Source organism: Shewanella aestuarii (genome assembly GCF_014647215.1).
Lineage (GTDB): Bacteria > Pseudomonadota > Gammaproteobacteria > Enterobacterales > Shewanellaceae > Shewanella > Shewanella aestuarii.
On sequence record NZ_BMOT01000002.1, the window covers coordinates 57,149 to 68,920 of the forward strand.

Genomic DNA, 11,772 nt, shown 5'->3' on the forward strand with positions numbered 1-11,772 from the left:
AACCAGCTAAATTTTATTCACTTGGGATTTAAAATAAAAAACCCAGCGATAGATGACTATCACTGGGTAAATAAGCTTTTAAGGGCTCGATAAATCGAGCTTCTTGATTGTTCTTGCTAGCGCATACTTTTTATACCAAACGCACACTCGTGGTGCAACTAATAATCGATGTTATGTGTTTTTGAAATCATTTCTGCTGTTTTTGTGAGCAAGATTTGATGTGTTTTCACATTTTTAGCCGCAGATTTAGGAATAGCTCACATAAATATCGCATAAGTGGTTACATTAATCGCGTAAGTGCTAAACTACCGCCCTGCAAAATTCATAACAATCTAGGAAAATAGCCCCCATGGCAGAACTAAAGAATGATCGTTATTTACGTGCTTTATTAAAACAACCTGTAGACAGAACGCCAGTATGGATGATGCGTCAAGCAGGTCGTTATCTTCCAGAATATAAAGCCACCCGTGCTGAAGCCGGTGACTTTATGTCTCTATGTAAGAACCAAGATCTAGCGTGTGAAGTGACTTTGCAGCCTTTACGCCGCTATGACTTAGATGCCGCTATTCTTTTCTCTGACATCTTAACTGTGCCAGATGCAATGGGCTTAGGTTTGTATTTTGAAACCGGCGAAGGTCCACGTTTTCAGCGTCCAACTGATACGATTGACGCAATCAAAAAGCTTTGCGTGCCCGATCCAGAAGATGAGCTTGGCTATGTAATGCGTGCTGTTAGCACTATTCGTCGTGAGCTAAAAGGCGAAGTGCCATTAATTGGTTTCTCTGGTTCTCCATGGACACTCGCCACGTATATGGTTGAAGGTGGTTCAAGCAAGACCTTTGAAAAAATTAAGAAAATGGCTTATGAAGAGCCAGCAACATTACACATGTTGTTAGATAAATTAGCTGATTCAGTTATTTTATATCTAAACGCACAGGTAGCGAATGGTGCTCAATCGTTAATGATTTTCGATTCATGGGGCGGTGCGTTATCTCACCACGCTTACCGTGAGTTTTCATTACGTTATATGCAAAAAATTGTTGATGGCCTAACTCGTGAAGCTGAAGGTCGCACAGTACCAGTAACCTTATTCACTAAAGGTGGTGGTTTATGGTTAGAAGCTATGGCTGAAACCGGTTGTGATGCGCTAGGTTTAGATTGGACTGTTGATATTGGTGATGCTCGTCGTCGCGTAGGTCACAAAGTGGCTTTACAGGGCAATATGGATCCATCAGTACTTTACGCTTCACCTGCACGTATTCGTCAAGAAGTGGAACAAATTTTAGCTTCTTACGGTGAAGGTTCTGGCCATGTATTTAACTTAGGTCATGGTATTCACCAGCATGTAAATCCAGAGCACGCTGGTGCATTCATTAACTCTGTCAATGAGTTATCAGTTAAATATCACAAGTAATTCAGTGGTATTTGATATAAAAGCGAACCTTAAGGTTCGCTTTTTTTTACTTATAACTAGACTATCCGTTTTAGACCTTATCCGTTAACAGTTAATACCGACTTTGGGATATTCCTATCTGGACTCGCGACTGTTGAATAGCCATAACCCTTACTATGTGCTCTGAATGGAGCAATAAAGCTAAGTTGGCATCTATTTAAAGCCCACAGCATGTTCTCGCTGGTCTCAATGTAAATAGCCACTGTTCGGGATTATAGCTGCATATCAAACAGCCCTTTGCACAGCTAACTGCGTTGAATTGACTTACAATATACCCGCTATTGATACGTAAATTCGCCTTGTTATCAGTACAAAGTTCAAGTTTTACAGTAAGCAATTGCATATCAATATTTAAATCTCGTGAATTCATCTCTTAACCCAATTTGAGGTTAAATAGTATCCGAATTATTTCATAAATGACGGTATCATCTGCTTCTTGTTCTTATTTGTATATTTTGAAGTCGTCAATGAAGCTCAATCTAAGTAATGGAAATATTAGGTGTAAAAAATTGATTCAATAAAAAAACCAGCCTAAGCTGGGTCTGTTGTATTGATGAGTACGATTAATTACATGAGCTGCTATAAAGATCTTCGGCCCACATTGGATTATCGATGAAGGGATTGCGGTTCAACTGCCATTCATACACACGGTTATTACGACGACGCTCCCAATCACTCACAGGATCTTGAATGTGCCAGTTGAGCAAGGTGCATAAATCACCTAATAGTGCCTCACCAGTACCAGTCACACCTTTGGCTACAGTAAGGTTAGGTGTACCACTGCTATCGCCGCCTTCATAACGCACATCCATATAGAACACCATACGTGCGACATCACCTTTTACCATGTTTGCAGGCTCGAAACTGTCTGCATCTGTTTTGTTATCAGGCGCTTCAGTTAATGGGGCTCCACCTAAGGCAAAATCTTTATTACCTCGACTGCTATTCACTGTGACATCTGCAGGTCGCAAATGGTGTAAGTCGGTATAGGCATGTTGTCCGCTGCTAGGGAAGCCATGGCTTTTAGCCCATACGTGCTCACGATTCCAGGCATCTAAAGAATTGCTCATACCGGCACGGTTTGTTTTAGGTTCTGAGCGATTGGTATACAATAAAATCACATTATTAGTATTGCTTGGGTCTTCATCCGCATAGTTAAGGCCATCCCACACTTGATCATAAGTAAAGCGAGTATGATCGCGAATGATAAGGTTTAGACTCGCCTTTAATGCTGAACCTGTCTTGCCATTAGCATTAGCATAATAGGTATCGAAGGCATAATCACCTGGGTTTCCCTCACCGCCACCTGTGGTAGCCGGGGTATAGTTAGCCACTAAGTTAGCAGCGCTGAAACCTTGATAAGCTGTGATGTTGACAAAATAACGACCTGCTACAGCGGTAGCAATAGGGCATTCTTCATTATTACCAGTTAAGTATGGGCGACAATCAAATACGTTCGCCGTAGGCTCACTGCCCTGACGCACATAAAGATCCGCATCGCCACTGCCGCCATTCATTTTAAAACTAAGTCCAGTTGCCCCAGCTGGAATATCGGCCACAAATTTCAATGTTTGCCCTGTACTGGCGTTAAGGCTTGTCTTGACTTGACCATTTTCGAGTAAGTTTTCCGTTGGCGGCGTGCCACAGCTAGTCGTTAAACTGCCATCCCCGGGATGACCGGCATTGCTGCCCACATCCCAATCAGCTTGGCTTTGGGTGTTCGTGCTGCGTACTAAAGATACGTTAGTGGCATTCAGTGTCCAACCACTTAAGCCACCTTCCCAAGCGACGACATCAATTTCTTGAGTTCCCTTGAGCAACTTAACGTAATCACCTGAGTTACCTAGAGATAAAGGCATGGGTGCTAAATCGGCTTGGCGTGAGAACAGGCTGTTAAACCCTGCAGCATCTTTGGCTATTGTAAAGTATTGACCCGATGCCAATGTGCCGCTTAAGGCTAAGCTTGCGCCATTGTCGCTGATATTATATTGGCTCAAGTCTATACTGCTGCAACTGGCGTTGTAGAGTTCGACAAATTCTTCGAGACTATCATTATTGGGTGCATCGTAAAGCACTTCGCTTATCATCAGATTTGCACTGGCATTGAATGCCAAGCCTGTAATTGCCAGTGTTACAGCACTTTTTAGTGCTATTTTAGATTTAATCATCAACATAACTCTCTTTAATATTTATTATTTAGGACTTTCATAGCAGTTCTTCATGGAAATTCTCAATAATGATTTCCTTAGAAAACACCACGAAAGTCTGACCCCATTCAAATCCATTTGAGTTTTTTTAAAGCGGCTGGAGTATGACACAAACTTAGTTACGTATATGTGATAAAAATGTTGTTTTAAAAATATGGCTATGGGATTTCCGAAGACATGAAACGTGGCCATGTCTAAGGGCTGATCTTGAAATTCTTTTATCTTTTGTTAGTGATACCCAATAACAACAAATTTTACCCTTAGAATACGGTTATGAATTAGCCATACCGATTCAGTTTATTATTTACTGTGCTGAGCGGTTTGACTGAGAATAATCTAGCCTTTTATCAGGTAGTTGGCGGTGATAAGATAAACGATGCATGATCTTCATATCACGCATTAAACACGTTGAGCTAATTTGCCTTTATGAGAGCTCAATATTTGCACATCAAGGACGTGGCACATATGAAACAGAGTTATTTTAAGCTGTTATCTATTTTTGCTTTATCGTTTAACGTAAATGCAGCCAGTTATGATTGTACTGGTCAATTAAATTTAACCGAGCAGGCTATTTGCTCAAGCAAAGCGTTAAATTTATTAGACGAGCAATTATCTGACTATTATTCAGCACATTTAGCCGTATTACAAAATACTGAAAAATCTGATCTGATTAGCAATCAACAAAAGTGGATCAGAAAAAGAAATCATAACTGTCAGACGAATGTCGATTGTTTAGCTGTTGTTTATGCTGCAAGAATTGAGCAGTTGAGCCTTATCCCTGACAACATTGAAACGACCAACAGCACATTTGCTCACCGGCCGGCATTAGATAGCTTTAACGTTGAAAAACAATGCGACTTTTCAAACATCACATTATCTGCAGATTTAGCGGTTTATGCAGGTGGTGCTTACAGCGGCCATAAAACCAATTATCAGATTGACGAAAGCGGCCATATGGCAACGGTTTTCGATGTTGCGATAAACTCTCCGGATGTACCAGTTGCACTCATTTTAGGTGCTTATGAACCTTCCATCTGGAATATCAAGTGGACACAAGACACTAAAATAGCAGCGGTTTACGCTATGGGATACCATAAGCAAATTGTTGCCGGACTAGCAAGCAATACTCCGGTCGTTTTGACCAGTTCTCGTGAAATGCCTAAGTGCCAGAATAATTTTTATATCAGTGCTAAAACATTGGATAAAATAAACCCACTTTCCATGCACCTTTTTAATAAGAAAGTTTCGTTAGTTACTTTTGCAAAAAACGCTAAGCTTGGGTTTGGTAATGCTTTTGATCAAAAAACAGAATTTTTTACTAATGCAGCCAGTACGTTAGAGAAACATGTTGATCATTCTTTGCCCTTGGCAGGCAAAGCCGGAATAGAACAATTAATGGCAAGGGGTGATATAAGACCCTATAACAAGAAAGATATCGAAAAGTGGGTTAAGTTAAAGTCAAATCAACTTAATGAAGACTTGCCTCCCGTTTCTGGAATGGATGTTTCATCAAGATACAAGCCAAAACATATCGGTTATGGTTATGTCATTCTCAAAAAGATAACGATTCCTGCCGGTTTATTTGGTGGAAATCGAGTTACATTCTTTTTGAATGAAAATGTACCTTATCCAGGGGGAAGCCTTGGCCACAGTGATTTATACGATTTTAATACTCTTAAATGCCATGGGTCATTATGTAATATCTAACTATTTAATCGTTTGCTTATCGATATTATCAAGCAACGGCAATGCTGTGATTGACTAGACTTATATCGCTGTGGGTTGAGATGCCCGTTAGCTAAGTTTAAAAAGTGGTTTGTGCCATGTCAGCTGCGCAACGCACAAATCACAAAATGTTAGTTGCCAGATGATTAGGCGACTTCTATCCCGTTTTGTACCTGTAATATGTGCAGATTTGGGGCTGTAGGATATAGTGATAAATTTATCAAGTAACGATAGCTTTGATGACTCACCTTTGGTTGTTTTTTAATCAATTCGCGAGTGTGTTGATTCAATCCGCATAGGGGCTTACTCTGTGAGTCTTAAGTTGTTCTAACTTTGCATCACCAACTCTATCTTAAACTCACTGCCTACGCCTGGTTGGCTTTGCACTTCAATTTTACACTTTAATAGCCCCAACAACTGTCGCACAATGGCTAACCCTACGCCGAGTTGAGGTAGTGCTTGGTTGTTATCAAAGGTCAGTTTGTCTTGTTGGACTGCCGTTTGGCTTAAAGATAATTGTCTTAATGCTTCTACCTCATGTTGATGCATACCAGAGCCTGTGTCTTTCACAGCCAGCCATTGTTGATATTGTCCGTTGGTTAACTCTTGTTGGGTGAAAATAGTGATTTCGCCGCCAGATGGGGTATAGCGTAGGGCATTATCAATTAAGTTATTCAATATGCGGCGCATCAATTGTGGGTCGGTTAGAATTTGTGTCGATTTAATATTGGTAAAGTTTAACTTCACCCCGAGTTTTTTGGCTCTTGGGGCAAAGGTTTGCGCTACATGACTTAATAAATCGGCTAATTCAACCCGCTGTAGCTGTGCATGAATTTGGCCATTTTCTAGTGCGGCAAGCTCTAACAATTGCGCTAATAATTGCTGTAAAGTTTGGCCTGAGTTAGCTGCATATTGGATCAAGGCTTCATCACGCTCAGCGGCAGGTAAAATAAGCCAGGTATCGATATAGCCTAGCAGTGCGGTTAACGGGGTTTTTAAGTCATGGGACAAGTGCAGTAAAAAGTCATGTTTGGCCTGTTGCTGGCGCTTTACCTGTTGTTGCTGTAGTTGAATTTCTTGCAGTAAATGGTTGATATGCTGACTCAATTGACTGATTTCCAAGCTCCCCCTATAGCGTTCTGGCAAGGTGAGGTTTTCAGTCATTGGTATGCTTTTTAACGCGTTTAAGTCATGGGCAAGTTTATGGATTGGACGAGTAAAATAGCGCAGTAACATCACAAACAATAATAGAGCGAATATTCCCCAGAAACCTATTGTCGCCCCCCATATTTTCGGCTGATTTTTGGCATTAATTAACGCCTGCCAGCTGTCGTAATCCTCACCGCCAATAATCACATATAAATAACCGCTATGTAGTCCATCACCATTGATAAGCTTACTGGCAGAAAATATTTTTTGGGTGTTTTTTGAGCGAGGATCTGTTCCTAAAATGGGTAAGTTTTGGCCAGCTAAAAATTGCTGAATAATACGAATATCGACACGGTGGTTTTTAATTTTCTCTTCTTTTGCATCATAGGCTATCACCTTACCATTGGGGTCTAAGGTATAAATTTCAAAGCTTGGGCCAAGCAACATAAAATCATGAAAGGCTTCCTTTAACGCCGCATCAGAGGTGATCCCTTGGGATAACAGCGGATTAATGTGTGCCATATGTTCAGCCAATTCTTGGTGCAGTGATTGCTGAATTTGGTTGCGACTAAACTCATGATTTAACTGCAACCATTGCCATAAAGCGACAAATAACAGAAGAGATATGGTGATTGCGACTAAGAATAATCGATTAAATAGGCGATTCATTAGTGAGCATGCGCCTCTGGTGGCGAGAATTTATAGCCCACACCCCAGACGGTTTTGACTAAGTCGTGTTCTGAGCAACGGGACAGTTTGTTACGTAAGCGATTTATGTGGCTATTGACTGTGTGTTCGTATCCGCTGTAGTTATAGCCCCACACTGCTTCTAATAACTGTAACCGGCTAAACACTTGCTGTGGATGCTGGGCAAGAAAAAGGAGCAAATCGAACTCGCGTGCTGTTAACGCTAATGCGTTATTAAACGCCAGAACTTCACGTGTGCTGGCATTAATACTGACACCGTTAAAATCAAGTTGCTGCTGAAGTTCGTGCTGAACTTGCCCACGTCGTAAATGGGCTTTTACTCTAGCGCGCAGCTCTAAAACACTGAAAGGTTTTACCAGGTAATCATCGGCACCCGCTTCAAGCCCTAATACTATGTCAGCTTCAGAGTCTTTGGCGGTTAATAACATAATTGGCACTTCTTTTTGTGCTTGCCTGAGCTGTTGGCACAGCATGAGCCCATCGCCGTCGGGCAGCATTCTGTCCATTAAGATCAAATCGAGCTTTTTATGTTCGATGATTTTCATGGCTTGCTTTAATGTGGTGGCGTGACATACCTGATAATTCAACGCTGATAAATTCAGCAAAATTAACTTGGCTAAATCTTGTTCATCTTCAACCAATAAAATATGTTGTGGGCTTGTGTGTCCATTATGTTTTGCCGAATGATTCATGTGTATCCCTCAAGACAGATCCCTGCATACTTTGCAAAAGACCTGTGTTGAGGCAATAAAATTTCACCAGTGTTGAAATTTTATTCAGTACGCATAATGGTAACGGCTAGCACTGGATTGTCAAAACGATGAGACGGCATAAGTACTGAGTCTGTTAAACCATCATATTGGCTAATCACACCTGGGTGAATATGGACAAAATCCACATCATCACGGGCGGTATTAAAGCCTTCTCCGCCGTCAGCAGGACCAGGCATACTGCCTTTGGCTTCTGTGTTAGCTTCAGTACCTGCATCGTAGGCCATGTAATGCATCATTGTTGGCATATCCACAGCCATACCTGCAATGTTGACACTATTAATGCCTGTAAAAGCATCATTGGTATTGACCAACATGGTAGCCAAACTGATGTTGGCGACATCCGCTTCTGCTAACGTTAAAGTTAGGGTTTCACTCATACCTGGCATCAGCATGCCTGTACCATTTACGCTGCTGGTGATCACTTCTAGTGCGGCAATATCTGCGGTATCACCACCTTCAGCCATTTTTTCAATCGCAAGGCTTGCGGTTTCACCTGCTTGCCACAACATAGCGTCTGCACTGTGCGATGCTAACACCACTGGCGACATAAGTTGATTTGCAGTGAGGTTTGTTACAGTGACGGTAAAGGTTTGCATAACAACTACTGGAGGTGTTGGCTCTGGCACAACAACGTCATCTCCACAGCCACTAAGTAATGTCGTGGCAATCACTAGGGCAAGTAAGCTGGGTTTAAGTTTAATGTCGGTGGTTTTCATGTTTTACCTCCTTATTTTACTGTGACCACAACTTTGGCCACAGGGTTTAACCAGCGGTGAATTCGGCTGTCTAAATCGCTGGCTCCACCAACGGGGTCGGTATCACCTAATACGCCTGGATGAGTGTGCACGTACATATTATCTGCACCGTCCATTACGCCCGTGCCATTCGAGCCGCCATCTCCACCGGGAGCCGCAGGAATACCAGCAACACCCGACATACCACCGCCATTAATGATTTCATCATTGGCTTCTGTGCCTGCGTCGTAGGCGTTGACATAAACTGTGTAAGTTCCTGCTTCAGTTGGAATTTTCCAGCTGTCTAAACCAATAAATGCATCATTGGTTGGCAGCACCATTGCCACGATAGACAGATGAGTGTTTTCGCCAGTCTCTAGCATGACAGCATTAACGCTTGCTCCTGCTGTAAGTAAGCCCATGGCTGGGTTTGCAGAGGTGACACCATTTGCACCTGTTACCGCAGTATTAAGATCCGCTATGTCGCCGCCTTCAGCCATTTTTTGCAATGCCGGAGTCGCCATTTCACCGACGTGAAATAAATGGTTGTCGCTGGTGTGAGCGGCTATTAACAGTGGCGTAAAGTGATTACCATGGGTAAGGTTGGTGACACTGACTTCAATGTCTGCGGCTTGAGTTGATAAACTGAATAAACCTGCTGCTACTATGCTAGCGTTAACTAATGACCTTTTCATAACCGAGCTCCTTTTGTTTAATTGCAGTCAGTATGACAAAGGGAGTTCACTGGGTTATCGCTAAATTATCACAAAAGTTTAACATCGTTAGTTTCAGGTTATTTTGTTATGCTAAATTGGCCTGTAAATTAACAAAAATGACTTTCCTTGCTATCAAAAAAAAGAATAAAAACATGATAAGAGCGTTACAACAAGATGATTTTAAAGCGGTATTAGAACTTGGTGAACAAGTGCATGGTCAGGGGTATATGGATATGGATGAACTGACAGCCATTTATCACAAGGGCATAAAAAATGGTATTAATGCCAACTTTGTCGCTATTGAAAACAATGAATTACTGGGTTTTCGATTAACCTATGCCGCAGGTAAATGGCAGCAGGATCAATGGTGTACAGTCGAGCAATGGGGGTTTGACTTTATTGATGTGTGTTACTTTAAATCCAATACCATTGCCGAGCATGGTCGAGGTAAAGGATTAGGTGGGCAACTTTTACAAGCCTCTAAACAAGCGGTTATGGCACAAGGTGCTAAAGCTGGCGTGAGTCATTTGTGGCAACAAAGTCCCAATAATGCTGCGGTACGATATTTTACTAAAGCTGGTGGAAAATTGATTAAGCAGCATCCCCAGCGCTGGCATCAACGACACATGGGAGAAGATTATATCTGTGTGCTTTGCGGCGTTGATTGCCACTGTGTCGCCTGTGAAATGTTGTTAATTTTTTAAGGGATTAAGTGATGAAAACAGCCATTCAAACATCGTCAGAAGCACCTAAGACAATAGCAGAAGAGTGTGAGTTGCTTACACTCGAATTAAGCAAGCTCGAGTTAGAGAAGCTGAAACTGTCAAAAGTAGTACTTTATTTGAAATTGGTTCAATTGATTATTTTTATTCCTTTAGGTGCCGTACTTTTGGTGTTAATGGCACGCAATTGGGATCAACTTTTACAGTTATTAGGCTAACCCAATGCAACTTTATGACCCCCTAGTTAATAGCACGCCACAGCAGCAACCTCAGCCGAATAGTTATTGGGCGAGTACGGTTCAACTACCTCCGCCAGATGCCGCACTAAAAGGCTGTCAGCAAACTGATGTCGCCATTATTGGCGGCGGCTACACCGGATTATTAACCGCCTATTACCTTGCAACTGAATTTAATATTGATTGCCACGTGCTTGAAGCTAATCAGGTTGGCTTTGGTGCCAGCGCTCGCAATGCGGGTTTTGTACTTAAAGGCTCTGGGCGTTTAGGGTATAGCGCCATGGCTGAGCGTTGGAGTATTGATACCGCTAAAGGTATTTATGCTGAATTTACCGAGGCGGTCGAGCGCGTATCAGGATTAATTAAACATCATCAAATTAGTTGTGAGGTGCAAGATACAGGTTACTTAAAAGTCGCTCATAACCCCAAAGCACTTGCACAACTGCAAGCCGCAGCAGGGTTCATTCAACAACATTTTGGTGATGGTGCTGAGTTTATCGACCAAAACACTTTTCGTGAACAATATATGAACCATCAGCAAGCCTATGGTGCATTAAGGCTTAATGATGGTTTTGGGATTAATCCATTAAAATTATTACTCGGTTATAAGCAGATGGTGCAGCAAGCAAAGGTTGCGATATCGGAGCAATCTTGCGTGCTTGAATGGCAACAAGCAGGCGGAAAACATCGCTTGATAACCGAGTCAGGTGAGCTTACTGCCAACAGGGTGATTTGTGCTGGTAACGCTTATACCCCAAAACAATTTTCGCCGATCATTGATCATAAATATTTGCCGATTTTAAGTAATGTCATTGTGACTGAGCCACTGACCGCCGATGAACTACTGCAAGCAGGCATTTATACTTCGCAAGTCACCATGGATACTCGGATATTAAAATATTATTACCGCTTATTGCCTGATAACCGCTTGTTGTTTGGTGGTCGCGGCGCAGTATGGGGTAAAGATGGTGCTAACCCTGTGTATGGACAAAGGCTAAAAATGGCCTTGGACAAGTGTTTTCCTGCATTAAAACGCAAAGCGATTGCCTATAACTGGACGGGTTGGATAGCGGCATCATTTGATGATATGCCGCATGTGTTTTCACAAAATGGCGTCGGATATAGCTTAGGGTATTGTGGCGCCGGAGTGTCCTTTAGTAGCCAGGCAGCTTATCGACTAGCCCAAAGTATGGCGGGTATCACATCACCCAACTTACCTTTATATCGTCAACCTTTACCCGCTCAGCCTGTATCGATATTGCCTTTTGGTCAGCTTAAACGCTTAGGCCAATGGGGGTATTACCATTATGGCTGGATGAAAGACCGCTTTGGTTAAAGTGGTTTTTCAT

10 protein-coding genes are annotated in these 11,772 nt (G+C 42.1%); 5 read left to right on the top strand and 5 right to left on the bottom strand.

The features are described 5' to 3' along the window. Nucleotides 1-349: 349 nt before the first annotated feature. Entirely contained in the window at nt 350-1,414 is a 1,065-nt protein-coding gene (hemE, locus tag IEY03_RS04085) for a uroporphyrinogen decarboxylase (protein ID WP_188840086.1), read from the top strand. Nucleotides 1,415-2,016: 602 nt separating this feature from the next. Here hemE and IEY03_RS04090 read toward each other — a convergent pair. Beyond that, nucleotides 2,017-3,627 carry an endonuclease gene (locus IEY03_RS04090; protein ID WP_188840087.1) on the bottom strand — a complete coding sequence of 537 codons (1,611 nt, stop codon included), beginning with the start codon at nt 3,625-3,627 and terminating at the stop codon, nt 2,017-2,019. A gap of 498 nt (nt 3,628-4,125) precedes the next feature. Here IEY03_RS04090 and IEY03_RS04095 point away from each other — a divergent pair, with 498 nt between their 5' ends. Further along, a complete protein-coding gene (locus IEY03_RS04095) occupies nt 4,126-5,367 on the top strand; it encodes a lysozyme inhibitor LprI family protein (RefSeq protein ID WP_188840088.1) in 1,242 nt (413 codons plus the stop codon). Between the two features lie 345 nt (nt 5,368-5,712). Here IEY03_RS04095 and IEY03_RS04100 read toward each other — a convergent pair whose 3' ends face one another. The 4 genes from IEY03_RS04100 to IEY03_RS04115 form a co-directional block, all read right to left on the bottom strand. After that, nucleotides 5,713-7,203, bottom strand: a complete 1,491-nt coding sequence (locus IEY03_RS04100) for a sensor histidine kinase (RefSeq protein ID WP_188840089.1) — start codon at nt 7,201-7,203, stop codon at nt 5,713-5,715. After that, a complete protein-coding gene (locus IEY03_RS04105) occupies nt 7,203-7,934 on the bottom strand; it encodes a response regulator transcription factor (RefSeq protein WP_188840090.1) in 732 nt (243 codons plus the stop codon). Before IEY03_RS04105 ends, IEY03_RS04100 begins: the two co-directional genes overlap by 1 nt. 80 nt (nt 7,935-8,014) lie before the next feature. Then, nucleotides 8,015-8,731, bottom strand: coding sequence for a spondin domain-containing protein (locus IEY03_RS04110; RefSeq protein ID WP_188840091.1), 717 nt, complete (start codon nt 8,729-8,731; stop codon nt 8,015-8,017). 11 nt (nt 8,732-8,742) lie between these two features. Then, entirely contained in the window at nt 8,743-9,444 is a 702-nt protein-coding gene (locus IEY03_RS04115; RefSeq protein WP_188840092.1) for a spondin domain-containing protein, read from the bottom strand. Nucleotides 9,445-9,617: 173 nt separating this feature from the next. On the opposite strand from IEY03_RS04115, the gene IEY03_RS04120 reads away from it, so the two are divergent. Genes IEY03_RS04120 through IEY03_RS04130 form a run of 3 tightly spaced genes read left to right on the top strand, consistent with a single transcriptional unit; the run spans nt 9,618 to nt 11,759 of the window. Then, the gene (locus IEY03_RS04120) at nt 9,618-10,169 is read left to right on the top strand and encodes a GNAT family N-acetyltransferase (protein WP_188840093.1); all 552 of its coding nucleotides are present in this window, start codon (nt 9,618-9,620) and stop codon (nt 10,167-10,169) included. Between the two features lie 11 nt (nt 10,170-10,180). Beyond that, on the top strand, nt 10,181-10,405 hold the full coding sequence (locus tag IEY03_RS04125; protein ID WP_188840094.1) for a hypothetical protein: 225 nt from the start codon (nt 10,181-10,183) through the stop codon (nt 10,403-10,405). A gap of 4 nt (nt 10,406-10,409) precedes the next feature. Then, nucleotides 10,410-11,759, top strand: coding sequence for an NAD(P)/FAD-dependent oxidoreductase (locus IEY03_RS04130; RefSeq protein ID WP_188840095.1), 1,350 nt, complete (start codon nt 10,410-10,412; stop codon nt 11,757-11,759). Nucleotides 11,760-11,772: the final 13 nt, after the last annotated feature.